Origin of the sequence: Nocardia sp. NPDC051929, from assembly GCF_044548645.1 — a bacterium.
GTDB classification, from domain to species: Bacteria; Actinomycetota; Actinomycetes; order Mycobacteriales; family Mycobacteriaceae; genus Nocardia; species Nocardia sichangensis.
The window spans coordinates 142,412-166,677 of the sequence record NZ_JBIUCG010000011.1; the positions used below are offsets into that span (position 1 = coordinate 142,412).

At 65.1% G+C, this 24,266-nt stretch carries 22 protein-coding genes and 4 pseudogenes; 9 read left to right on the top strand and 17 right to left on the bottom strand.

Annotated features, from left to right (window positions below; all coding sequences use genetic code 11):
* Window positions 1-147: 147 nt before the first annotated feature.
* The 3 genes from ACIHAX_RS16435 to ACIHAX_RS16445 form a co-directional block, all read right to left on the bottom strand.
* Window positions 148-1,926, bottom strand: coding sequence for an ATP-binding cassette domain-containing protein (locus ACIHAX_RS16435; RefSeq protein WP_397278411.1), 1,779 nt, complete (start codon window positions 1,924-1,926; stop codon window positions 148-150).
* Window positions 1,927-2,219: 293 nt separating this feature from the next.
* Window positions 2,220-2,483, bottom strand: a complete 264-nt coding sequence (locus tag ACIHAX_RS16440) for a hypothetical protein (protein WP_397278275.1) — start codon at window positions 2,481-2,483, stop codon at window positions 2,220-2,222.
* A gap of 378 nt (window positions 2,484-2,861) precedes the next feature.
* The gene (locus tag ACIHAX_RS16445; RefSeq protein WP_397278277.1) at window positions 2,862-3,059 is read right to left on the bottom strand and encodes a hypothetical protein; all 198 of its coding nucleotides are present in this window, start codon (window positions 3,057-3,059) and stop codon (window positions 2,862-2,864) included.
* A gap of 788 nt (window positions 3,060-3,847) precedes the next feature.
* Between ACIHAX_RS16445 and ACIHAX_RS16450 the strand changes: the two genes are divergently transcribed.
* The gene (locus ACIHAX_RS16450; protein WP_397278279.1) at window positions 3,848-4,333 is read left to right on the top strand and encodes a hypothetical protein; all 486 of its coding nucleotides are present in this window, start codon (window positions 3,848-3,850) and stop codon (window positions 4,331-4,333) included.
* Window positions 4,334-4,352: 19 nt separating this feature from the next.
* Window positions 4,353-4,682 (top strand): annotated as a pseudogene (locus ACIHAX_RS16455) (Mu transposase domain-containing protein); the annotation flags it as partial.
* Window positions 4,683-4,687: 5 nt separating this feature from the next.
* Here the strand turns inward: ACIHAX_RS16455 and ACIHAX_RS16460 are convergent.
* Window positions 4,688-4,816: pseudogene (locus ACIHAX_RS16460) on the bottom strand (ATP-binding protein); the annotation flags it as partial.
* A gap of 131 nt (window positions 4,817-4,947) precedes the next feature.
* Here ACIHAX_RS16460 and ACIHAX_RS16465 point away from each other — a divergent pair.
* On the top strand, window positions 4,948-5,508 hold the full coding sequence (locus ACIHAX_RS16465) for a helix-turn-helix domain-containing protein (RefSeq protein WP_355078098.1): 561 nt from the start codon (window positions 4,948-4,950) through the stop codon (window positions 5,506-5,508).
* 37 nt (window positions 5,509-5,545) lie between these two features.
* Here the strand turns inward: ACIHAX_RS16465 and ACIHAX_RS16470 are convergent, their stop codons facing one another.
* Window positions 5,546-6,667, bottom strand: coding sequence for an alpha/beta hydrolase (locus ACIHAX_RS16470; protein WP_397278281.1), 1,122 nt, complete (start codon window positions 6,665-6,667; stop codon window positions 5,546-5,548).
* An 833-nt stretch (window positions 6,668-7,500) separates the two neighbouring features.
* On the bottom strand, window positions 7,501-7,971 hold the full coding sequence (locus ACIHAX_RS16475) for an RDD family protein (RefSeq protein ID WP_356964096.1): 471 nt from the start codon (window positions 7,969-7,971) through the stop codon (window positions 7,501-7,503).
* Between the two features lie 594 nt (window positions 7,972-8,565).
* Between ACIHAX_RS16475 and ACIHAX_RS16480 the strand changes: the two genes are divergently transcribed.
* Entirely contained in the window at window positions 8,566-9,159 is a 594-nt protein-coding gene (locus ACIHAX_RS16480) for an RDD family protein (RefSeq protein ID WP_397278284.1), read from the top strand.
* A 139-nt stretch (window positions 9,160-9,298) separates the two neighbouring features.
* Here the strand turns inward: ACIHAX_RS16480 and ACIHAX_RS16485 are convergent, their stop codons facing one another.
* From ACIHAX_RS16485 to cmdF, 8 genes and pseudogenes are all read right to left on the bottom strand, one after another.
* Window positions 9,299-9,787 (bottom strand): hotdog fold domain-containing protein, encoded by a 489-nt coding sequence (locus tag ACIHAX_RS16485; protein ID WP_364425435.1) that lies wholly within the window; start codon window positions 9,785-9,787, stop codon window positions 9,299-9,301.
* A 27-nt stretch (window positions 9,788-9,814) separates the two neighbouring features.
* Complete coding sequence (locus ACIHAX_RS16490) at window positions 9,815-10,462, bottom strand: enoyl-CoA hydratase/isomerase family protein (protein ID WP_397278286.1); 648 nt, start codon at window positions 10,460-10,462, stop codon at window positions 9,815-9,817.
* 11 nt (window positions 10,463-10,473) lie between these two features.
* Complete coding sequence (locus ACIHAX_RS16495) at window positions 10,474-11,091, bottom strand: helix-turn-helix domain-containing protein (protein WP_364425431.1); 618 nt, start codon at window positions 11,089-11,091, stop codon at window positions 10,474-10,476.
* A gap of 428 nt (window positions 11,092-11,519) precedes the next feature.
* Window positions 11,520-11,780 (bottom strand): annotated as a pseudogene (locus ACIHAX_RS16500) (aldehyde dehydrogenase family protein); the annotation flags it as partial.
* Window positions 11,777-12,008: pseudogene (locus ACIHAX_RS16505) on the bottom strand (helix-turn-helix domain-containing protein); the annotation flags it as partial. The pseudogenes ACIHAX_RS16505 and ACIHAX_RS16500, both read right to left, overlap by 4 nt.
* Window positions 12,009-12,175: 167 nt before the next feature.
* Window positions 12,176-13,426: a phophatidylserine decarboxylase associated domain-containing protein gene (locus ACIHAX_RS16510; RefSeq protein ID WP_355078106.1), complete on the bottom strand. Its 1,251-nt coding sequence runs from the start codon at window positions 13,424-13,426 to the stop codon at window positions 12,176-12,178.
* 15 nt (window positions 13,427-13,441) lie between these two features.
* Window positions 13,442-14,992 carry an amino acid adenylation domain-containing protein gene (locus tag ACIHAX_RS16515; RefSeq protein WP_397278289.1) on the bottom strand — a complete coding sequence of 517 codons (1,551 nt, stop codon included), beginning with the start codon at window positions 14,990-14,992 and terminating at the stop codon, window positions 13,442-13,444.
* A gap of 2 nt (window positions 14,993-14,994) precedes the next feature.
* Window positions 14,995-16,611, bottom strand: coding sequence for a tyrosine 2,3-aminomutase (gene cmdF / locus ACIHAX_RS16520; protein ID WP_355078108.1), 1,617 nt, complete (start codon window positions 16,609-16,611; stop codon window positions 14,995-14,997).
* A 637-nt stretch (window positions 16,612-17,248) separates the two neighbouring features.
* On the opposite strand from cmdF, the gene ACIHAX_RS16525 reads away from it, so the two are divergent.
* A complete protein-coding gene (locus ACIHAX_RS16525) occupies window positions 17,249-17,563 on the top strand; it encodes a hypothetical protein (RefSeq protein ID WP_397278291.1) in 315 nt (104 codons plus the stop codon).
* Window positions 17,564-17,692: 129 nt separating this feature from the next.
* Window positions 17,693-17,863 (top strand): hypothetical protein, encoded by a 171-nt coding sequence (locus tag ACIHAX_RS16530; protein ID WP_397278425.1) that lies wholly within the window; start codon window positions 17,693-17,695, stop codon window positions 17,861-17,863.
* A gap of 191 nt (window positions 17,864-18,054) precedes the next feature.
* Here the strand turns inward: ACIHAX_RS16530 and ACIHAX_RS16535 are convergent, their stop codons facing one another.
* On the bottom strand, window positions 18,055-18,564 hold the full coding sequence (locus ACIHAX_RS16535; protein WP_355078110.1) for a putative immunity protein: 510 nt from the start codon (window positions 18,562-18,564) through the stop codon (window positions 18,055-18,057).
* The gene (locus ACIHAX_RS16540; RefSeq protein WP_397278293.1) at window positions 18,561-19,160 is read right to left on the bottom strand and encodes a putative immunity protein; all 600 of its coding nucleotides are present in this window, start codon (window positions 19,158-19,160) and stop codon (window positions 18,561-18,563) included. The genes ACIHAX_RS16535 and ACIHAX_RS16540 overlap by 4 nt, the downstream gene beginning before the upstream one ends.
* Window positions 19,161-19,731: 571 nt before the next feature.
* Between ACIHAX_RS16540 and ACIHAX_RS16545 the strand changes: the two genes are divergently transcribed.
* The 3 genes from ACIHAX_RS16545 to ACIHAX_RS16555 all read left to right on the top strand — a co-directional run bounded on the left by ACIHAX_RS16545 (window position 19,732) and on the right by ACIHAX_RS16555 (window position 22,642).
* A complete protein-coding gene (locus ACIHAX_RS16545; RefSeq protein WP_355078112.1) occupies window positions 19,732-20,631 on the top strand; it encodes an AraC family transcriptional regulator in 900 nt (299 codons plus the stop codon).
* Window positions 20,632-20,777: 146 nt separating this feature from the next.
* On the top strand, window positions 20,778-21,158 hold the full coding sequence (locus tag ACIHAX_RS16550) for a peptidase inhibitor family I36 protein (protein ID WP_364425428.1): 381 nt from the start codon (window positions 20,778-20,780) through the stop codon (window positions 21,156-21,158).
* A gap of 242 nt (window positions 21,159-21,400) precedes the next feature.
* Window positions 21,401-22,642 (top strand): hypothetical protein, encoded by a 1,242-nt coding sequence (locus ACIHAX_RS16555; RefSeq protein ID WP_397278295.1) that lies wholly within the window; start codon window positions 21,401-21,403, stop codon window positions 22,640-22,642.
* A 578-nt stretch (window positions 22,643-23,220) separates the two neighbouring features.
* On the opposite strand, the gene ACIHAX_RS16560 is transcribed toward ACIHAX_RS16555, so the two are convergent.
* Window positions 23,221-24,105, bottom strand: a complete 885-nt coding sequence (locus ACIHAX_RS16560) for a hypothetical protein (protein WP_397278297.1) — start codon at window positions 24,103-24,105, stop codon at window positions 23,221-23,223.
* Window positions 24,106-24,266 lie beyond the last annotated feature (161 nt).

A 24,266-nucleotide genomic window follows, 5' to 3' on the forward strand; every position in this document is an offset into this window, starting at 1 on the left:
AGCGACTCGGTGCCGTTTCGGCCCTGCACTCGTACCGACGGGCCGGTCTGGACGTCAGACTGTGCACGCGGAAGTGCGGAACTGCCGCACGCCCGGGTCCCGCCGACATCTGTTCAGACATATGGCGGGACCGACTGCGCTGGGCCTTCATCGCCGGGACGCGCCGGGCCGGGATCGACGATCCAAGACCCATACCGTGGCCAGCATGAGGCCACCGGCAAACGAGGCGAGCGCGATGAGACTGGCGCCGGTGCCTCCGTGGAAGGTGTCACCGTAGGCGGACATGGCCGGCAGCGTGGCGGTGTACCGGTCGAGATCCAGGTCGCGACCCAGCGCTTCGAATGCGTGGCGGTTGGATAGGCCGAGACTCATCAGGCGTCCCGGGAAGGCCATCTCGTCAACGGGGACTATGGCGCCACCGAACAGAACCTGAGGGAAGCAGAGCATCGGCAGGGCGAGGGCGGCCTGCGCGGCGTTGGAGACCGCGGCCGAGGCGAGCAATCCGAGGGCCAATGCCGAGGCCGCCTCGATCACAATCGTCAGAAACAGGAAGGCGGACACGTCCCACCCAACTGCGGGGAGCCGACCGAGCGCCCGCAGCACACCGAGGAGCACCGCGCTCACTCCTGCCAGCACCGGAAGCAGCGATGTCACCTTGGATGTCACGTAGGCGCCGACGTTGAGTCCGGCCAGGCGCTCCCGCCGGAAGACGGCCATTTCCCCGACGATCTGGAGCAGGCCGTACGTAAGGCCGAAGAAGAAGCCTGCAAATGCGATCCAGAACACGATCTGGGCCGGGCCGAGGTCGGCTTCGCTATGCGGATCGAACGCGCCGCGCTTGAACAGCGTCGCCATCATCGCGGTGACCAGCACCGGTGACCCGAGCAGGACCGCCAGGGTCAGCCGGTTGCGAACGAGAACATCGACATTGCGTTGGGTAAGTAGCCACCATTGCCGGACCGGGCCCGTGCGCTTCACGTCTGAATTGGTGGCAGGTGCGGGCATTAGAGCCGAGCCGAGCGGGGCTTTCGACTGCCCACCGCTGTCCGCGAATCGCTTCGCCCAGATCTTGGGGGTGTGCTCACGAGCCAGCCGGTCGTACACCTCGGCGAGATCCTCCACGCCGAAGTAGCGCCGAGCCTCGGCCGGGCTGCCGGTGAAAGCCAGGTGGCCGTCGCGCGCCAGAAATACCACCCGGTCACACCGGTCGATGCCGGCCGGCTCATGCGTCGTGAGGACGACTGTGACTCCGCGCTGGCTGAGTCGGCGCAGCAGGCGCATCACGTCGGCGGCGGTCGATGGATCGAGTCCGGAGGTGGGTTCGTCGAGGAAGAAAAGGTGCGGCCGGGTCAGTAGCTCCACGGCGATACTGGCCCGCTTGCGCTGGCCGCCGGAGAGCGCACGGACCGGCACCTCGGCCCGATCAGCCAGGTCGAGATCATGCATAGTCTCTTCGACCACCTGGTCCGCCTCGGCCGCCGATGTGCCTGCGGGCAGCCGCAGCCGCGCTGCGTAGCGCAGCGTGCGGCGCAGGGGCATCTCGAGGTGGATGATGTCCTCTTGGGGCACGTAGCCGATACGGGAATCGGCGCTGACTCGGGCCCCGCGCACGACGCCGTCATGCCGAACCTCCCCGGCAGATGGTGGTCGAAGTCCCGCGAGGATCTCCAGCAATGTGCTCTTTCCTGCGCCACTGCCGCCGGCAATGGCGACCAATTCGCCTGGTTCGATCGACAACGACAGCTCCTGGAGAATTTGCCGCGTCCCGACCTTCCTGCTTACGTTGACCGCATCGACCCGCCCGCCGCCCGGCACGCCGAGTGCGTGATCTGAAGTACGCTTACCGCCTCGCTCGACGGTCGGTGGTTCGAATGTCGATTCGGTCGTGACCGGTGATCTCCGTGATTCCTGAACTTGCTTTGTCATGCCCTGATCATCGGTCCGCCGCCTCCATGGTCGCATGAGGCGTTTGCCTCAAATACGCCCACCAAGAATCGATCACCCCACCGGGCAGCGGGCCCACGCGCTAGCCCGAGCGACAGGGTGTGCGGGGTGGTCGGGTCGGGCTGAGCGTGGTCAGCTGCCCCAGCAGCAGTCTGGACCACCTCACGTGGCTGATACCCGACCTGACCGCCTGTACACGCTCCCAGCTGATCATCCGTCTCCAGCACCCGGCCGGGGTGAACGTCTGCTCGGGCGACGCTATCGGGCGCGGATATCTAGGCGCGCTGTTCGACGTCCAGGACGTACTCGAGGTCGCGGATGCGGTCGGCGGCTTCCGGCGAACAGCAGATGACGACGCGATCGGCGCCGCAGAGCTCGACGGGCTCGGCATCGACGGTCTGCAGCCAGTCGAAGAACACCCCTCGAACGCCGCCGTGTGGCGCACTCTCGTCGCGCAGGTATGGGTCGAGGCGAACGAGGTAGGTCCGGTCGCGCACCGCCATGACGCTCTCCTCCGATCGTCCGACAACAATCGACATGCAGCGTCCGGTTGTCCCTTCAGGTGACTCTCATCCGTCCGCTGTTCGCCGTTTTCGGTGTTCGAGTGTGATACCCAGTTCATGCGGCCGCACGCGATCGGCAGCAGAATGCCCGGAGGCGGCCCAATGCCAAGAGAACGGATCGGTGGTTCAGTCTGGCTTGACGGCATCCCAGGGCACCACTGCCGGACACCTCAGTCAAACCTGCCTGCACCGGTGGAGTGCATGTATTCGATCTGCACTGTTCGTCGACGGCGCGATCGAGGACGGCAGCGACGCCGAGTTCGGCTCGACCGGGTAGCGACCTCTGCGGGTGCGTCACAGGTCGTTCTCACCCGGATCATGCCCCGGGCAGCGTCCTTGGGTGCCGAGTTTGTTTCAACGCACACCTACCGCACCCTGCTCGACCACCTCGTTACCGGTGCGCTCTCGTTCCTGCTGTCGGCCGGACATATCCGCTTCTCCCAGGCCGCCGAGGCGCGACGGCGCGTTGCCGAGGATCGCCCACCCGGCCGGGTCTTGCTTGATGTTGCGGCAGCTGGTCTGGTTCACCGATCGCGCGGCAGGACACGCCATGGAGCTTGCTCGGTGTCGGTTGTTGCCAGAGGTGGGCAGTGCAACCCGCTGGCGGGCCGCGGTGAGTGTTTACGCTGCAGCCAGCGGTCCGCAAACGAGGCGCCGAAGCGCTCGAAACCTTCCCGGGCCAGCCTATGAGAGCCCTGGCGGTGACCAGGAGAAAGAGGGTCTGAAGTGAATTTCTTGTCGATTCTGTCGCTGCTGCTCAGCGCCGGAAGCAGCGTACTGTCCCTCGGCAGCAGCGGGCTCTGACCGCAAGGATCCGACCTCGCTGACACACCGATCCGACTGGGGCCGGATTGCCCGACATCAATCGAACGAACTGCTTCCGCATGGTGCCCGGCCGGTGAGCGCTTCCGCGCCGTGCGGCGTGGGGGTGGGTCCGGCCACGGTCGGATCGGGCCGGGTAAAGGTTGCTGCTGGTAACCGGGTGCCGGGACAGTATGAGGGACCAGAGTGCTTCTAGCCGCCTGCGACGTGGTGCGAGCACCAGTCCGTTTTCGATCAGGTCGGTGGCAATCACCATCGTCCGGCGAACCAACATTCCTGGTCGCGCGGCGACGCTATGAGGTGACGCCGCCCTTCCGCGACAGGATGGGACGCACCGGCATTCGGTGCACGCGGCGCGTGAGCGCCTGCGACGACAACACTTTCGAATGAGTGCCAGCATTCCTGGTACCCGCGATGGGCGAAGCGATCCCGACCAGTATCCATGCCAGACGTTACAGTGACTCTACTAACGCGACGACTGTTGTAACACCGGCTGCCGGTGATCCGACAAACCGGACATGTCTCTCAATCGCAAACCGCCGCAACGGTTTTTGGCTCGCGCAGGTGTCACCGCAGCGTTGACCGCCGCCGGGATGGTCGGGTTCGCCGCGCCATCTCCCGCGGTACCGCATGACCCGGGCTTTCCGTTCTCGCCGACGCTGACGCGCCTGGTTCCGACCAGCTGCTCGGCGATCATCGACGCGGTCACCGTGCGACAGGAGAAGGCCGGCACATTCGGCGTGCGGGTGAACGTCACCCAGACCGGGGAAAACTGCTCGGACTGGAAGGTCGCTGTGCGCTTCAAGAACCTCGATACCGGGTACGCGGACGGGCAGCAGCACCGCGTCGTGAACGGTGTCGTTCAAGACACGGTGGACGGCGTCATCGTCGGTTTCGGCACCGCTCCGGGCGTCGGCCGGGTGGAGGCTCGAATCGTCGCGCTGGACTCGAACAACAGGGAGATGGAGCAGATCTCGGGTACGGCGACGTTCACACTGAACTGAGCGCAAGTGCCGTCTCCAGCGCCGGCATCGTCGCCTGGGGTGCCGGCCGGTGGACCGGTGGCCCGCGGACCGAGCGGCGATGCTCGAGCTGCCACCGGTGGATCCGGTGGTCGGCTGGCGGACCTCGACCCGGCGGCCGCGGGATCATTATGTGCGCCTGGACTCCAACGACTATTCGGTGCATCCGGCGGTGATCGGCCGCCACGTCGATGTTCGCACCGACCTGAGCGAGGTCGTGATCACCTGCGGCGGCGCCGAAGTCGGGCGCCACCACCGTTGCTGGGCTGCGCATCAGACGCTCAGCGCTCCCGATCACGTGGCCGCGGCGAAAGACCTGCGGCGTTCCCGGCATCTGGCCTCGGATTCGAACGGGATATACCCCACCTCATCGATAACGAGCAGCGGAATCCGGCCCAGCTTAATCAGCTCTGCCCGCAGTTTTCCGGCCGAGTGAGCCTCGGCCAGCCGCGCAACCCATTCGCTGACCCCGAACGCGCGATATGCGGCATTTGAGGATGTTCGTCGGACCGCCTGCTTGACCGTTCGCCTGCCGGGGCCGTTCTTGGGGGCTGGTCAAGATAGCATCGGGGGCTGGCACTAGGTCAGGACTGGAGATGCCTCGCAACAGACGTCCGCAGGATCGGGAAGAGAAGCGCGCGGAGATCGTGGTGGCTGCTCGGCGGTTGTTCGTCGAGCAGGGATACGACGCGGCGTCGATGTCGCGGATCGCCCGCGACGCCGGAGTCGTGTCGAACACGCTGTACTGGTACTTCCAGGACAAGGACGCGGTGTTGATCGCGGTCCTGGACGCGGTCCTGGCCGACTCGATGGCCTCCTACAGCGAAATGCTCGGCTCGGGGCTGGCTGATCGGCTGTTGTGGCTGGTCGAGGAATTGGAGCAACTGGGCCGGTTGGTGAGCACGGTGCACACGCGCGCCAAGGAGTCCGCGTCCATTCACGAATGGCACGAGCAGTTCCACGCGCTGGCCGAAGGATTGTTCCGGGCAGAGCTGATCGAGCTCGGCGTGCCCGCTGACGAACTGGATCCGCTGGTCGCGATCGGCGTCTTCGTTGTCGAAGGCTTGCTGACGCATCCGACGGAGCAGGCCCAGCGGCGCGCGGTGATCGAGACGTTGCTGAACAGCGCTCGCAGTCTCGCCGCAGCCGCCGACTGAGTGCCTGCTCTCCGCACGCCCACGAGCCAGGGGCGACCTACTGCGTGTTGTGTGCAGTGTTTTCGAATTGTGTTGCCAGGAAATAGATTTGGTCACGCACGGCGCGTTCGAAGTGCTCGCCCAGGTAGATGCCGAAGTGGTCGCAGGGGTAGTTCTGGACGTGCACGTGTGCCAGGCCCTGCGCGCGACGCTTCGTGGTCTTCGCGGGCGCGGCCGCGTCGTTGTCGCAGACACACAGCAGCGTCGGAGTGCTGAAGCGAGCCAGCGCGCGACCGGGCCGATCGAGCGGGAGGTGCAGCACCAGCCGTGCGGCCAGGGCGTTGGCGGCATCGAATTCACCGTCCGGGCCGCGCAGTACACCCCATATGCTGTCGCGACCGACACCGGTCACGGGTTCTTCCCCACCGTCGATCTCGGTCAGCGCGATGTTCTTCGACACCTGAGCCCGCACCGACGGCAGCCGTTTCAACAACGCGCTGGTGCGCCGCGAGAGCCGGGTCCCCGCAGGCAGGAGTGCGGAAGCACCGGCGAGGGCGTCGGGTGAGGCCACGAACGCGGGCATCCAGGACGTCCCCGCCATCGGCAACAGGAGCGGCTTCGCGCCGAACCAGGAACCGACCGTGTCGAGGATGCCTGCCACTGTCAGCGCTACCACGCTCAGCGGGCCGGTCCGGATACGCGAGCGCAACGACGCCGGTCCATCGGTGAAGGGGCACTGGGCCACGACCGCCGCGATGCGGGTGTCTTCGGAGGCGACCTGAAGGACATGTCCGCCGCCGAAAGAGCTGCCCCACAACGCGATGCGGTCGACATCAACCTCCGACAGTGTGCGTACGAAGGCCAGGGCGGCATGCCAATCGGCGCGTTGGCGGCCGATATCGAGGAGTTGGCGCGGTGCTCCGCCGCTGGCCCCGAGGTGACGGTAGTCGAACACCAGCACCGACCACCCCGCGTCGGCGAACCGTTGCGCGTAGGCATCCAGGCGCATCTCCCGCACCGCCCCGAGCCCGTGTCCCATGATCACCATCGGGCGCGGACCGTTCAGGTCAGGCGCGGTGTACAACCAGGCCGCGCACTCGTCCTGGCCAGAGGCGAACGAAACCTCACGCCGCCGCACCGCTACCGCCTCGCGCCGATCGGCCGGCCCACTCATTTCCATGACTCGCGTCCTCCCGCTTCACCACCACTCTTCTTGGACGCCATCCAAGAAGCAGGTCGCAGCTACGGTAAGGACTTCTTGGGCGCCAGTCAAGAAGGTGGCGGGGTCACTGATCCACGTTGGCGGCAACTCAACCGCCCAATTGCGCTGTAATCCGCATTAGCCGGACGCCGTCGGACTCGGATGGGTCACCGTTGAGCCGGAAGAGATGGGTCACGGTTGGGCCGGAGTTGACAGTTCGGCGTTGGATTCACGCGCTGCGGCCCGCGGGATAGCCCGACCATCCACCTCCCGCCGCGTTCTGCCTCGGCGCCATCACCGAGAGGGGCCTCCGAGGTGGGCAAAATCGGGCGGCAGCCGTGACAATCGAGATCGGCCGACCGCCAGGCCGAGCAAAAGCCGGGCAGGCTGCTGATGGGGGCACGGGGATGGGAAGACGACGTGGTCGCCGCGGGTCGGATGCGGCGGCGTTGATGTTCATGGCCGCGGTCGCCGCGATGGTCGCTGCACCCAAGGTCGCGGACATCGCCGAACGGCAAGCCGTGGCACTCGCATCTGCGGGGGTGTGCGCGCCGGCCGTCGCCGGCTGCGCGGCTGCGCGGCTGCGCGGCTGCGCTGGCGGTATGGCATCGCCGCCGGGTACGTGCTCGTGATGACGCGCGGGTGCTGGCGGCGTTACGGCAGAACTCGCTGAGTCCCTTTGAGTTCGAGGAGGCGCTGGCGGCGTGTGTCGGAGGGACGGCTGCACCGATGTCCGGGTCGTCGGCGGATCCGGCCGATCCGGGCGCCGACGTGATCGCACCGTCCGGGGGAAGGCAACCAGCGCGCTCGCGTCAGCGCTTGACCACCTGCGTGCCACCCGCGAAGTTGTCGTGCCAGCCTTGCTTCGTCGAACTCGCGGTCACTGTGACAGCGATCGCGATGGCCGCGAAGAACCAGAAGATACCGCCGACCCACGGAATCAAATTGAACAGCATGTACGCGTTGCGTTTCGCCGATTCCACGACATTCGGCTTCGCCGCGCCACCGGCCCCGGTGACATGCAGTCCGAGGACCTTCTTGCCCGGCGTCGACCCGGTCACCACCTCGAAGAATACGAAGTACAGGAACCCGAATCCGGCGCCAGGAAGAATCGAAACCCATCCCGGCAGGTCGGATACCCGCTCGAGCACCCAGAACAGTAATCCGCCGATGATGCCGGCAATGATCCAGTCGATGAATCTGGCCGCGGCACGGCCTCCGATCCCGGCCGCAGCGACACCGACCACCTGCCCCGGATTCTGGCCGTACCCACCCGCAGTCATCATTCCTCCTCATATCGATCCCATGTCCGACCGCACACTCACCCGCCGGACTGGCGCGTCGCCCGAAAACCTGTCACTCAGGACATTGCACAGATCGCAGCGACCACTGTAGACCGAGAGTACCGACTCCAGTGCACTATCGCCCGTTCGCCGGACGTGAATTCATCTGCTGCGCAGCACTTCTGAAATTGGATACTGGGCCCGCCCAAGTCTCCTCGCCTCGGTGGCGGCGTTCAGGTTGCTCTTGTGACCTGCCGCCACGGCGATCCAGTTTCGGGCGATCCACGGCTACTGCTGTTTCGGAGCGGCTGCGCAGTGTCCGCCGCGCCTCGCGACCGAACGCGTCACCACCGGACAGACCCTGCTGGATCAGCCCTATACGCCTCGCCGACGGACAGCACGCCGTCCATGGCCGGATCGATCAGCGCATTGGATTCGATCGCCACTCGCGGCTGCCTTGACCGACCTTTCAACTCACGCTCCCTTTGTCAGTTGAGTAACGAAGCGCGGGGGCGCGGCGATTGCGACACAGTACCCAGAGCCGCTCTCGCCGAGGGCAACTCGCCATCGAAGAAAAGTCACAGATGAGGTCAGATGCCCTACGAATCCGCTCCGTTCTTCCGGCGTCTCGCCGCAAGGCTCCTCGACCTTGCTTTCTGCCTGCTACTCACATTCGTCGTCGCCGTACCCGTCGGAATTCTGTTGGTCCCGGTCGCCTTGCTGACGACCGAAGCCCATGAAGCGGTGGTCTACGGATCAGCGGCGTGGTTGTGCTACTTCATCGCCTACGTTGGATTGGAGGTCTTTCTGTTGATCCGACGCGACGGACAGACTCTCGGCAAAGGGCTTCTCGGACTTCGGGTAGTACCTTCTGGAGAGTGGGCTCGGCCAAGGCTGGAATTGCTGCCGGCAGCCTCGCGCATGCTGATCATCTTCCTGCCGTTCGTATTCATGTCCCTGTCGGGATCGAATCCGGAATCAGCCATACTCAATGGGATCGCCGTTGTCGGCTTCCTCGCGCTCATTGTGAGCTTCTTCCTCGCGGCGAATCCCGCGGGAAAACGCCTGACCCTGCACGATCTGGCAACTGGCAGCCGGGTGGTACGCGCGGCCAAGCGAAAGATCGACTGGAAGAACGACATCCCCATGGTACTGCCGGGCCGCGTGGACATGCGAAAGCGACCGTAGGCCAGTCCGTTTCGGCCTCGCAATCGCTGAACCGGAGCACAAGAAATTGTGCACTCCAACCGAAGCGGTCTCGAGGCGTCGTTTCTGGTCACCTGGTTCGCGCAGCGTGGTGCCAGGGGCTTGTGAGCCGGTGTGGGCGTCAGCGTTTCTTGGAAACGTGCATGGTGATCCGGGCGGTGACGAAGGCTTTGCCGTCGGCGTCGAGGATATCGACCGGGACGACGAGTTCGGTGGGTTCGTCGCCGAAGTCGGGAATGGGGTCGAGGGAGGCGACGGCGGTCACTGCGGTGGTTGCCTTGGACTTGTATTCCACGGTCATGCCGACCGGGATCCACCGGTGGGTGGCGGGGATGGTGGCGTCGGTCATCATGCCGCCGGCGAGCTCGGCCATGTTGCACGAGGCGATGGCGTGGTAGGTGCCGAGGTGGTTGTGGACGCTGCGCCGGTTGGGGGCGCTGACCCGGCACAGTCCGGGCCGCAGCTCTTGGAGAAGGGGGTGCACGCTGCGGAAATAGGGGGCTTTGAAGCAAAGCGCCTGGGTGAAGAACCAGTTGCCGAATGGCAAGCGCTGCAGTGTGTTCCAGAGCGCGAGATTGGTGCCGGCCGGCTTGTCCGTGGTGATTGTCATCGACGGTCTTCCTCGGTTCGAGCGGTGTCAGCGCAGTGCGGTGGTGACCGCGCTGTACATGGTGGTCTTGATGGCGGCGAGGGTGGCGGGGTCCTTGCCGAGAATGGGGGTGAGCCGGGTTATGGAGGTGGTGAGGACCTCGGTATCGGCGGCGGTGGCGTCGACGAGCCCGGCAGCCAGGGCGTCCGGACCGTTGAAACGGTAACCGGTGGTCATCGCTGTCACGGCGGCCTGGGGGCCGAGCTTGGCCTGGATGAGCGCGGCCATGCCTGGAGTGAAGGGGATGTTGATGTCGACCTCGGGAAAGCAGTAGTAGCCGCGGTCTTCACGCATGACGCGGTAGTCGTGGGCGGTGGCCAGCATGGCGCCGGCGCCGAAGGCGTGGCCGTTCACCGCGGCGATGGTGGGCAGCGGGAAGGTGAGGATGCGGGCGAACAGTTCCTGGACGCGGCCGACGTACCATTCGGCGCGGTCGCCGTTGGCCATCAGCCAGTCCAGGTCGAGACCGTTGGAGTAGAACTTGCCGCTGCCGGTGGTGACCAGCCCTTGCGCGTCGCGCTCGATAGCGTCGAGGTGGGTGTTGACGGTGTCGAGCCAGTCCGGGGAGAAACGGTTTTCGTCGTCGCCGAGGTTCAGTACGGCGATCTTGTCCTGGTAGTGCAGGTTCGCGGTCATGGTGTTTCCTTTCACTTCGTTGTGGTGGGGTGCAGGGGTACGGCCAGTACCGCGCGGACCGCCGCGGCGAGGCGTTGGCGTACTGCGGTATCGGGGCTCCGGCGGCCGCGCAGCAGCAGCGCGGTGGGCAGTTCCACCACGCAGTCACGGATGACGGCGACGGCCTCACGGTCGGCGCGGTCGAACACGCCGCGCGACAGATTTACGAACAGCTCGGTCAGGGTCTGATCGAGTCGGCGTAGTTGCTCGGCGATGTCGTCGGGGATCTCGCTGGAACCGAGGAGTTCCCGGCGGGGCACGGTCAGCAGGAAACGCCCCGAAACCGGCTGCTGCACCAAGAATTCGGCAGGGGCGTCGGCGGCCGCGACGACCGCCTCGACGGCACCCCCGTGCGCCAGTGCATGATCCGCGGCCTCACGCTGCAAAGTCAGAAACCGCTGCGCGGCGCGCAGCCAGACACGTCCCATCAGCCCGGCGCGGGAGCCGAAGGCGTGATAGATCGCGCCATTGGACACCGACGCGGCCTCCGAGAGCGCGCGGACGGTGACCGCAGCGGGTCCGGAGTCGACTGCCAACCGTTCTGCGGCATCCATGAGCTGATCCAGAGCGTGTACACGAGGACGGGGCATGGCCGGAGCATAACAGAGCATTCGCTCCGTAACTACCAGGGAGTGTGGTCGATATTGGATTTCCCAGCTCAACGAGCCGCACAGCGGCCCAGCGCGCACATGGCGGCGCGGCTCACCCAAGAATTCGAGCACATGCTCTGTTTTAGTTATGGAGCATGTGCTCTCATATGTGAGAGTTCGCACCCGCTCCCGCAGTCCGAGACCTCACTGATCAACCGGGCGGGCGAAGACGGCGCCAGCCCGTAGCGGGCGGCTCTCGCCGGTTTGGCTCACAACCCGATATCCACCATCCGAGACGAAGGTGAACACCACCATGCCCTCCGACACAGCTACCGAAGACGGCTCGTGGCACAAATCGGCGTGCATTTTGTGCGAGAACAATTGCGGGTGCAGATCCTCACCGCCGAGGGGCTGCGGGTCTCCGCGAGATCCGTGGGGACAATCACTGCGACGGGACCGAAGACCTCCTCGCGCGTGACATGTGCATACGGATCGACCTGGTCGATGACGGTTGGCGGGTAGAAGTAACACCCGCCCTCCGGCACCGCACCGCCCAGCGGCACCCGGCCTCCGTCTGCGACCGCAGACTCCACTGCTGCGGCGACGGTATCGCGTTGTGCTGCAATGACCGATGGACCCAGCGTCACTCCGTCCTCGTAGCCGACGCCCATTCGAGCCTGGCTCATTCGAGCGAGATCCGGCGAGCAGACCATTCCTTGGTCCGGCGCAACAGTTCGATCCGGGCCACCACGTGTACTGAGGTGGCTGACGATGCCCGATGCGGGGGTGCTGGACCGGTCGGGCAGTCCGAGCTCGCCGTGCTGACGGAATCTGTTGATCCACTTCGACGCACATTGCCAGGAGATACCCATCTCGGGAGCGACATGGGCGATCGGGCGCGTCCCGCAGCGGTCCACGAGCCGGTGACGGCCCTCGACAGTTAAAGGGCATCACGGTGAGACACGGCGGTTCTTTCGGTCGCGTGGCGGATGTGTGAGTTGGCGCTTCACATCCTGCCGCCGAAAGAACCGCCCCTTTCAGCTCACCCGATGCCCCGCGTCACCAAGTTCACGACCCAGAACAACTAGTGCACTGCGATTCCCTGGCCGGCCCGCAACTCGATCCCCCGCACACCGAGCTCGGTGCCGGTGAGCTCGGTGTCGATGGTGAATTCGCGGATCGCACGGGGACGGAAGACCAGGCACACGCTGCTTCCACCGTAGCTGAAATACCCGAGCTCTGCGCCCTTGCGCACCCTGCTGCCCACCTCTACGGACATCGAGATGGACGATACTTCGGAGATACCAATAGCGACCAGGCAGAATGTCCCGATGCCAGGATGCTCGGCATTGATGGTGACGATGGTTCTGGTGTTTACACACGACATGTAGGCCTGGGAGTATGTGCCTGCGGTCGTGTCACCCCCGAGAGCATCGACACTACTGAACATCAGCCCAGCCACGGTCTCGATCTTGGTCACGGTTCCCGCGGTCGGTGACCAGAAGCGATGATAGTTCCGGCCGTCGAGAAAGCTCTGGAATACGGTCCCTCCTACGAATTTCCATGAAATACGGTCACCGTTGAGCATGTGATAGATCGAGTAGGGCTGGGACTTGATCCAGAATCGATCGAAGCCTCTGACGTCCTGGGCTACCTTGTAAAGCGTGCCGTCATTGGGGGACACGATCACTCGCGAGTCGTCCGGGGCGGCGACAGGGCGCCTGTCTGTCCGGATCTGCCTGTGGAAGAAGTCGTTGAACGACGCGAAGCCCCAGTGAGGATCCGCTGGGTTGGGAATGATGTATTCGTGCAGATTGTTCTTCTCGTACGAGGATGCGCACAACCACCCGTTATCTCCGGTATGCAGCACACCGCGTGATTCCGGGGAGTCGAGGTACCCGCACCAGCTCGCGAGGATTCGCCGCAATCCGTCGTTGAACGCAGTGTTGCGACAGAGCACCCGGCCTGCCGGAGTCTCCATCATGTGCACGAACAGCGTCGAGGCCGGGAAGAAGTTCGACCGCCCTGGGTGCGGATTGTATTCCGGAGCGCGTGTCGACAGCAGGTCTAGTGCCCGGACCAACTCGGGGATGTCGGAGACCGTGCGGTTCGGCTCTGGCACCTCGTCGAGCATGGCCTGCGTGTACATGTGTACGATTGGGTCGCGCCTCAGCAGGTCGGCGAACGCTCGCACCGGAGGGGACCACTGGCCGGGTCCGGTGCCCGATCCGCGGAGTTCCCGCACAGTGTCTGCGAGGAACGTACTGATCTCGAAACCTATATGCGACGAGTAACCACGAAGTGGCGAAATCGATTCGGTCCCATCCAGGTCCACGACTGGCCTCCTCGATCAATGTACCGGGCGCTGGAGGCGCGCGAGATCCACCTTTCCCCCACTGTTGCGCGGCAATGCCGGTAGCACGACAAACTCCGACGGCATGAGATCCGCGTCGAGTCGCCGGCGCAGGTGTTCGCGAATATCCTCGGCCGACAGCGAATTCACCCCTGCAGCGACATAGGCGACCAGAAAATCGACCAGCCCATCGGTGCCCGCAATTCCGACCACGACGCAGTCGATGACGGCCGGATGCTCGATCGCCGCGGATTCGATCTCCGCTGGCTCCACGCGCGTCCCGCGGAGTTTGATCTGGCGATCCGCGCGACCACACCATTCGAGGAGGCCGTCAGTTCGCCATCGGCCCAGATCGCCGGTGCGGTAGCACCGCAGGGACTCCGCCGCGCCGGGCGGGGAAAAGGGGCCAAACCTCGCAGCGCCGTCCGCATCGGCGCCTGCGGTGTAGCCGTCGGGGAGGGACGGCGCGCAGATCACGATTTCGCCGACGGAGCCGTTGTCGCAGAGTCGGTCGTCGCCGTTGACGACGAAGACGCGATACCCGGGAATCGCGCGGCCGACCGGCACGGTCTCGGACCATCGCGCCTCCGGCACCTCCATCCACGTCGCCAGGATGGTCTCGGTAGGCCCGTACAGATTGATCAGCCGAGTGGCTGGCAGGTGCGCCCGCAATGCGGCCGCCAGGTTTCCCGGCAGCGGTTCTCCTGTCAGGAGCAGACACGACAGTGGCGGCAGCCCACTCGACGCGCTGCCGTTGTCGAGGGCATGGACGATTTCGCGCGCGAAACTCGGAACGGTTTGCAGAACGTGCACGTCCTCCTCGGCCAGAAATTTCACGATCAGGCGTGCGTCGTATTTGACCTCGTCCGGCAGGGGAACGACAGTGCCGCCGGCAACGAGCGTGGCAGCGATCTCGCAGAGACTCGCGTCGTAGTGTGTCGAGGCCCACTGGGCCCATTTCATCGGAGGCGCCAACCGGAATTCCCGGACCATCCAGCAGACCAGATCGATGAAGGCCCGATGGGACTGTGTGACGGCTTTCGGTCGCCCGCTCGAGCCCGAGGTGAACACTGTGTAGCAGGGAGCGTCCAGATCGAACTCGGGTTGCCGAATAAGGTTGTCCCGCAGAGCATTCTGGGCGGGGCGCGAGGGGTCGAACGGCGGGACCGGACGCCGATCCTCGGATGCGGCCCACCCGGTGGACACGGACGGGCAGTCGGCGGAGACGACGACAATTCCCGGGGGCGAGTCGGTCAGGACCTCGCGGTCCCATCCGGTCGACGACACCGCCAGCGGCACCGTGACAGCACCGGCCCGCATCAGCGCGAGGAATACCACGACGAACTCGGGGCCGACCCCGAGCCGGGTGGCCACTCGATCCCCGGGCCGGACGCCCCAGTCGAGCAGGGTGCCGACGACCTGATCCGTCCAGGCGTCCAGGCGGCCGTAGGTGAGGTCGCCAACAGCCGGAGCATCGGGACGCGTCGCCGCGTGTGCGCGCACGTGCTCCGGAATGAATGCCGAACGCATTCCTGCCGTCTCTGACATCGTCACTGCACCGGTGCGAAGCCGGAGAGACGACGGGAACCTGCACAACTCGGCAACGACGGAAGCAGATCGTCCACGCCCGGGTCGAGAACCGTCCGGCGCACCGTGGCCAGGAATTCCGAGGCGACACCCGCGTCGTCGCGGAAGGCTGGGGTCGCCTGTTCGAGCCGCTCGAGCAGACCCCGGGTACCGGGACTGAACTTCTCGATACCCACCATCGTCGCGGCCTGATAACAGGCCGCGACGAGCACCGAGACGATCGTGTACACGTTGTCGATGAGCGTGCACGACTTCCGGGCGGCGATCAGGCCCATGCTCACCACGTCCTGGTTCTGCCCGTTGGAAGGGATCGACTTGACTGACGCCGGAGCCGCGAGGTCCAGGTTCTCCGAGGCGATGCTGGTCGCCAGGTACTGTGAGCCCTGCAGACCGGAGTTCAGCCCCTCGTCGCCGAAGGCCAGGAACGCGGGATACGAACGGTTCAGGTGAGGATCGAGTATCCGGTTCACCTGACGCTCGGCCAGCACCCCGATTTCGCATACGGCAACATTGAGGAAATCGCATGCCATGGCGACATACTGGCCGTGGAAGTTGCCGCCGTGGAAAATGGTCTCGGGCGAATCGAAGATGAGCGGGTTGTCGTTGCACGAATTCAGTTCTTCCTCCACCAGGCGCCGACAATATTCGAGAGTCTCGACGATGGGACCGACGATCTGGGGAATGCACCGCAAGGTGTACGCGTCCTGGAGATAGTCGTGAACCTTGGTTACCCTCCCAGAGTTCGCCGCCTCCGCCTGGATGAGCTGCATCACCTCACCGTGGTCTCGGGTGAGTTCGCTACCACCGAGCAGCCCGAGGACCACCTCGGCCACCTCGCACTGTCCCGCGTGATTCTTCAGCTCGTGACCGCGCGGCTCAAATGCCCCGGTCGAGCCCTGCATCACCTGCAGGAACGTGGCCGAGGCCCACAGCGCCACCCGCAGCAGGCGACGTGCCCGGACGAGTGAAACAGAGGCAACGCCCGTCATCGCGGAAGTTCCGTTGATCAGCGCAAGCCCCTCTTTGTATCCCAGGCGCGTCGGCTGCAGACCGGCGTCGGCCAGTGCGTCGGCAGCAGAGTGAATCACCCCCTTTCGGCGGACCTGCCCGGCGCCGATGAGCGAGATCGCCAGATGCGCCAGCGGGGCCAAGTCACCACTGGCGCCGAGTGATCCCTGCTGCGGCACCAGCGGATGGATACCGGCGTTCAGCAGGTCGGCCATCAATGTCAGCGTCTCGGGGCGAACCCCTGAGTAGCCCCGCATCAGGCAGTTGAGCCGGGTGACCGAGATGGCCCGCACCGTCGTGTCCTCGAACAGCGGGCCGCCACCGGCCGCGTGTGTACGCAGGAGGTTGCCCTGCAGCGCCGTCTCGAACTGCGGTGGGATGCTTCTCGTCACCATCTCGCCGAACCCCGTCGTGACCCCGTAGATCGGATGCCCTTCGGCGCCCCATCGCTGGATCCGTCGATGCGTGGCATCGACCATCGCGAGCTGATCGGCATCGAGTTCCACCGGCTCTTGCTTGACGGCGATGTCGTAGACGTCGTCAATGGTCAATTCGCTGCCCCGAATCAGCATGCGACACTCCTTGAAGTCACCGTCAACAACGCACGGCCGCAGCCTGATTCGTTGTATCGAGTCTCGCTGGCCGCGCCTATAGAAGCCTGACACGGAGGCCGGGGCCGCCGGTATCAGCCAATCGGCCTACCTTCGGGCGGGGCCGTCCTACGCCCTGGCCCGGATTACGACGAGCTGGGTCAACCATCCTGATACGGTGGTCGGAGAGCCGACGGTCGACGAACTGCAAGCAGTCATCGATGGAGGCGCAGGCCGCCCAGCTGATCTCTGAGTTCATCGCGTCGATGACAAAGTTTCACGTCCAGGCCGTTCCCTTGTTCGTCGAGCATGTCGACCGCGAGTTGAAGAGTGGTACGAGGTACCCGGTCGTCGCAGTAATAGCAACGCATGATTTCCGAGCGATGGTGGGGCCTATTGTCGGTGGTACAGAACACGTACGCTTGGCCGTCCTCGATCACGTCCCAGTAGCCGCCTTGGCTGCAGACCAACCTCCGAGTCCCTTACGGCGCGGCGGCTGCGTCGTTCGCCCTGCGGAGCCTTCGTCAGGACCGGGTACCCGCGTCATGACGAATCACCGTGGGCGGCAGGCCAACTTGCACCGCTCACATTGGTTCGGTGCGATGGCATGATGTCCGATATGGCCAGCCCTACCAAGATCATGATCGGTGGCGAGCGCGTCGAGATCACTGCCGACCAAGTCTTTCTTGCCACGCGTGACCAGACGCCGGACAAACCGCACACTTATGGCGTGCTTGTCAACGGTGTCCTCTGGCCCCCGCTCCAGCTGATCGCACTGGCGACAGGCGTCCCGGGCAACTCCGGCGAGACGCGCAACTACAATTCGCACACGGCGTTAAAAGCCCTGAATGAACTGGGATTCTCCACCTTCGAAGAAATCACGTACTCGGGCAACGGCAACGTCGTTGTACGCGAGAACCGCAAGCGCGGCTAACTGGCCGCCGCAGGCCCCAGCTATTCCAGCACGGACTTCATTGCGTCTTCGGCGACAGCCGGATGAGCGTGCGACCGAGCACCGCGCCCGTGTGGTGCCATACCGCGATCTCGGCATCGCCTGGCCGTCGTGCTCTACGCCGCCGCGCTGCGCCGCAGCGAAGCTGTCGGCCTGAGCCTGGGCGACCTGACCATCGTCGACGGGCCGGACAACGATCAGCGGCTGCGAATCCGTCTGCGGGGTACCCAAGATCAGCCAAACCGAGGTCGAATACCTATATCTGAAGCGTGGTTCTGGTGATGCCCTGTGGTGCGCGCTGCAGCGGTGGCGGGCCGGTAACCCGCTCGCTGGACCCCACCGGACGTGGCCGGGCACGATGGGAGATGAGGTGGAAGCCCGCAGGCACCGCGTTCGCGGTCCCTTCGAAGACCGGATCACCCTGACCGGAAACTGCCAGGACAGCGGTCGATACGGCGGAGATGCTGTGCGGCTCAGTCGGAGAAGACCGACCAGCAGATGCTGTTGCGCCGGGCCTGGTCTTCGAGGACCAGGGCGCGGATGGGGTCGGTGAGCTGGTCTCGCTGCCAGTCACGCTCGATCCGGCCCGCCTGGGGATTGCCGGGATGCGCGCTTCGAACGGCTTTGATCGCGTAGGCGGCGGCACCGAGGTCGTGTTCGGCGACGTGTCCAACGCATGCGGCTTGTCCGGCGGCGTAGGCGGCGAACCGGGCCGCGCCGGTCAGCGGGCGGGCGGCGCCCATCGCGTGTCCGCCTGCTGCCCGGGCTTGCATCATCGGCATGTCGCCTCGCGCCCACGCTCTGGCGGCGGCGATGGCGTCTCGTGGGCGTGGATCGTCGGGCTGTTCGTGCTCGAAATGGCCGAGAACGTGCTCGGCGCATGCCGCCGCCCACAGCGCGAGCAGCTGATGGTCGGCATCGGTCAGGCGGCCACCCCGACGGATCGTCACCATCCGGGGGTCTCGGACCTTGGGCAGGATCATCGCCGCTCCGCCCCTCGCTCGTGCCGCGGTGACGGGGTGCGCTCATCTCGCAGGCGGTTGTCGAGCTGGTGCACGAGCTGGCTGACCCGGTTCGTGCCGGCGCCGATCCTCGGATAACGACGGAGGACGTCGATCACCAGTGGCGCCGCGAGGTCGACGATGCGCTCGACCGAGTCGCCGTATTCGTCGCTGGGGCGCAGCTCGAATACTCGGATGGTGTGCGCAGACGCGCGCAGGATGTGGTTGACCTGAGCGGCATCCGCCAGCGGATGCAGATACGCCGATGCGGCGGCATCGCCCGCGGCCATCGCGGCGTGAAACGGCACGGGCGCCGCCGCTTCTCGCCCAGCACGGTGGGCGGCAGGTGCCGTCACCCGCTGGGCGCGAGAGCGGCGGCCTCCGTGGACGAACGCGGCTGCGGCGGCGAGCGCGTCGCGGGGTCTGCTGTCATCGGGGTGACATGCCTCGAACAGCGGAAGTACCTGCTCTGCCGAGGACATGGCAAAAGCCGTCACTGCCCTGATCTCGTCCATGGTCAACGCGAAGTCTGGGGTGCGTTGCTTGCGCCGGAGGGGAGGCTCTGACCGGAGGTTCACACCCTCCGATCGTAACCTTGAACGTTCGATTGAACGTTGTGGTCACCTAACCAGGGGATGCGACCGTAAACCCTCAAAGCGATGCCACCTCAGCCGCGAAGGACCGGACCGCCGAAACGAGTATCCCCACACCTGAGACGGGCCCACCCGTCCAGCGCCGCTTCCACGCCATCGGACCATTGACCCCTGGTCGGAGGTGTCTACGGTCAGCTTCACGTTCGGGTTGAGGACGCGCAGGAGCGCTTCGAATCGCCGCCCAGGGAAGGCTTGGACGATTTCTCGATGATCACGACCGAGGCCCGTCGGCTGATCTGTGGCTTGGACGTTGCGACGAGCCCGGCTGGCGATCATCTTGGTGGCATCGGTCGATCTACCCAAGATCTCGCCGATTTCCTGGAATGTGAAACCGACTGCGTGCGCGCAGGTTTCGGCGGACAATACCTTAGATATCCACTGATCCAGGCCCGTTCGCGCGGTGCCTGCTGCTTGGAGGGCAGTCGGGATGTTCGTAGAACCGCTGTCGAGGCATCGCTATTTTCGGACCGCCGACCCCGAGGTGGCCCGGGCGGGGATGAGCGGCATTCTGCGTGAGCACCGGCTCGATCCGAGCGCCTCCACCATGGAGGCCAGCTGCAATGTCGTCCGGTACGGCGATGTCGGCCTGGTCTACAAGCATTACGGGGTTCAAGTTCGGATCCGGACCGAGCCCATCGAAACCTTCCGCCTGGTTCAGATACCGCTGGCCGGGTGGGCCCGGGTGCTCAACGGGACCGCGGATATCGCCTCCGACCCTGCGGTGGCCTCGGTTCCGGACCCGGACGCGCCCCTGGACATGAACTGGCACGAGAGCAGCAGGCAACTGCTCGTCCGATTCGACCGTGCCGCGTTGGACGACCATTTGCGGCGGATGCTGGGCCGGCCGCCGGATCGTCCGCTGCGGATGGCCGTCGCCATGCAATTGCGGTCACCCGCCGCCCGGACCTGGTTCGAATCGCTGCGCATGCTGCAGGACGACGCCGAAGGCCCCGGCCTGTTCCTGGATTCGCGGCTGCGGCCGCAGATCGAGCAGCTGATGATGTCCCAACTCCTGCTGGCCCAGCCGAACAGCTATACCGAGCTCCTGCTCGACGACGCACCCGGAAAGTCGACGCCGCGTCCCATCCGCCTGGCCGAACAACTCATCACCGACCATGCGCACGAAATGCTCACCATCACCGACATCGCTGAGGCAGTGGGACTTTCGGTGCGGAGCCTGCAAGAGGGCTTCCGGCGATACCTCGACACCACACCGACGGCGCGATTGCGTGAAGCCCGGCTGGTGGGCGTGCACACCGCGCTGGCCGCCGCGGACCCCACCATGACCACGGTCGCGGCGGTGGCCGCGGACTGGGGGTTCTGGCATCTGGGCCGTTTTTCAGCCCTGTACCGACGGCGATGGGGTGTGCCGCCGTCGGTGACGCTGCGCGCCTGAAACGCCGCGCCGCGCCGAACCCGCCGCGCAGCCCGGATAGAACTCGCGCGAGGTGGATAGTCGCGGGCGGTCCGGTCCACCCATCATGAGTGCGGCGCATTTCCGCCGCACCGATACTCGATCCCATCGGCTTCGAAGGGTCAATCATGTTCTCACTCACATTGTTTCGTCGTCTCAGCGTCGCGGCGGCGGCTACCCTCGCGGTCGCTGGATACGGCGCGGCCCTCGCGCCGGCACCGGCGTCGGCGGCTTACGACTGCCCGGGCGGACTGTTCTGCGGCTACGACCACCGCAACGGCACCGGCATGTTCGTGCAGGTCGACAGCAACTGCCTGCTGCACGACATCGGCAACGAAGGAAATGGAGATCGTCTGAGCTCGTACTGGAACCGCACCGGGAAGACGGTCGGCGTCTACAACTGGACCGGTCAGGAGTGGCAACTGCTCGTCTCGGTCCCCGACAACAGCAAGGGCAATGTGCCCGCCGACGGTGACAACAAGGCCGATGCCCTGTGGGTCTGCGGCTGAGTTGAAATTTACAATAATCGGTAAACCCTCTCGGCGCGCAGCCGGGAGGTTTACCGACCGTCCGCGGGCGACGACGTCAGGTCGCGGACAGGCAGATTATTCGCCCGCAGGTGTGGTGGATCGTCTAGACTCCTATACACAGCTACCGGTTCGGGATGTTCTGTCCCGACTTAGCGTGTGAATTCGCGTCACCGCTTTCTCCTCTCTGTTTCGGATGAAACTCATACGGTAAGGAGCGGTACATGACTGCACAATCCACGACGATCAATGAGCCGTCTCTGCAAGACAAGATCACATACCAGCTGTGCGAGTACGCGAATCTGGTCAACAGCATCAGCAAAGAAGACGGCGACCTGGAGGACACCCTCTCTCAGAAGATCCAGCAGTATCTCGACACCAACCGGGACGTCATCGGAGGGTGGGAGATCGTCTGGGGTCCGGGAGTCGCGCTGTTCGACACCGACTTGTACGCGGTCAACGCCCTGTACATGGCGCGAAGCACAGAGGATCGCTCCCGGTACGTGATCGCGATGGCCGGCAGCACCGACGCACTGGTGTTCGACTGGCTCGTCGAGGACTCCTTCATTCTCCAGACGCCGTGGTTCGCGAATAATGCCGCCTGGCACACGATCGGCACTGCTATCGGGGTGAAAACCCTCCTCAATATCAAACCCTCAGGCCAGCGTCCCGGCGCCGGCCACACGTTGCCCGAGTTCCTGAGTTCGCTCGGCGACAAGGCGATCGACCTGACCGTCACCGGCCACAGCCTCGGCGGTGCCCTGTCACTCACGCTGGCGCTGTTCCTGCGCGACACCCAATGGCTTTGGGACAATTCCGAAAAAGCCAGGATCAGCGTGCTCTCGACCGCCGGACCGAGTTTCTGCAACCAGGAATTCGTCAACTACACCACCCAACGCCTGCAACGAGTACGGCGCTACGCCAACGACCTCGACATCGTCCCGCACATGTGGAACCCGCCCGACATCGATGGCGCCAAGGCTCTCTACTCCAAGAACAACCAGCCTGCTCCCGGTGGTATGCAGGTTCTGTTAGAGGTGCTCGAGATACAGGCATCCGTATCAGGCCAATACGCACACTTCGACCCCGCCAGCGGCGTATTCCACGGCACGTTCAACAATAAGATAAATCAAACGCAAGGCTCGACGCCGGACGATTTGTACTTTGCGCAGGTCGGGTACCAGCACATAGGCGGCTACCATGAGTTCTTCGAAATCGGAGGCGTGCAGTGGCCGCAGGGCGTCGTAGCCCTCCCGCCGGTCGGCACCGACGCCGTGATGAACCGCGTCTTGGCCTTGGCCGGTCTACCGCTCGGCGACGGTGCCGGAAAGGTACTGGCGAACCATCGGCCGGCGACCGTCCCGCTCAACGGACAGCCCGTGGAGCTGCCCACCGACCACGACAGCCCCGAAGCCAAGAACTTCGTGGACCGCGTCACCGCCGAGTTCAACCCCACCTCCGCATGAACTGATGCCCGTGCCCCGCACTCGGTGGCACGCGAGCTCCGATCCGGTACAGCGCGAAAGCGCTCCAACGGGACAGGGCGTGGCGGTCGATTCCGGCAGGCGGTCTCGGCGACTACAGGTCAGTCGACGAGGTCCGGCGTCGGCAGTCGGCCGCCACGACCAGCTTGTGTCCCCCAATGATTCGAGCCACTCGATGATGAGGGCCAGGACGAATCCGTTTGCGATTGGCGAGCTGGTCGCGGCATTGGGAATCACAGTTCGAATGTGTTCGCGGCACAAGAGAGTTCGATCCGACGCTGCGGCATCGCATGTGCGGCCAAGGTCGGAGTCCCGCCCGTCCCAGCAAGAGCACTCGCAGCCTGGGATCGCAGACCGGGCCTACTCCCTGGGACTGCCCGAAAAATCGGCGTCGAAAAGCTGTGAACTCTTTTGAACCCGCAAACTCCTGCAAATTCTCCGCGTCTGAGAACGGATGTTCTCCAGACTGGAGGTGTTGGGTCTGGCGGCTGGCTGGCCGACACCACCCGCCAGGCCCAACCCCCTCGGCTGCACGCCCTGGTCGAGCTCTCGCCGACATCTCAGTCCTTCGGCGCGGAGTTAATTGTGTCGCCGTACCAGCTCAGATCCGAATTCTCGGCGACCTCGAAGGCCTCGAAACGATCGTCGGCCACAACCGCGTCGATCAGAGCCCGTGAGCCGGCCACGATCGTGGAGTCGAAGTCGATCTCGCTGGCCACGACCCATGCGTGGTCGGCGGGCCAGAGCAGCTGGGGCGTCACTCCGGGGAAGTCGGTCGTCCATCCCAGGCCCGCCGCATGCACCCAGCTGGGGTCGGCGAGTTCGGAGAGACTGGTGTCGAACAGCATGAAGTCGCGTCCCGGCCACCGCAGGAAAGGCCCTGTCCGGACCGCTCGTCTGACCTGTGGCGCGACAGACGCTGCCAGCTCGGCGTCGATTCGAGCTCGCTCGCGCTCGAGGTTCTGCGGATCGCCGTCGGTGGACGCGACGAACACCGCACCCGAGGATGTGTTCAGCTCGCCGAATCCATTCCACACTCCAGCCGTCACCTCTTCCGGTGCCTCGGTGGCTGCGCGAAGGTGGACGGTGAGCGCGGCCAGCAGACTCGGGTCGAACCACCCCTCGACGGTCTGGCCGACTTTCCAGCCGTCATCGAACGACATCGCCGCTTCGTCCTCGTCGTCGGTGAGGTTGCGCCACTGCACCAGCGGATGCATCACTCTGCCGTTGCGCACGGCGACCTCGGCCCACGGCCACTTCGCCTCCTCCACGATCTCGGGACTACCCCACTCGTCGGTGACCGTGACATCGCGGCGGGTCGCCTCGACCGGGTGCAGGATCCGCGCATAAGCCTCGAAGCCGGTACCAGCGACGCCGCCGACCCCGTGTTCGCCGACGCGCGCCAGCAGCCACCCACCACGCTCGAAATCCGTTGTGAACTCCACCCAGCCAGCCTAATGAGCCACGCCTGTCGGGCAGCTCTGTCTCTGGACGCTGAGTAACACGCCAAAGGGACGCGCGTAACCGACACGGCCGTAGTCCGAATCTTACTGAGTCACGCCTTCGGGCGGTTGTGATCGTCCTCGATTGGCGGGTCGGAACGCAC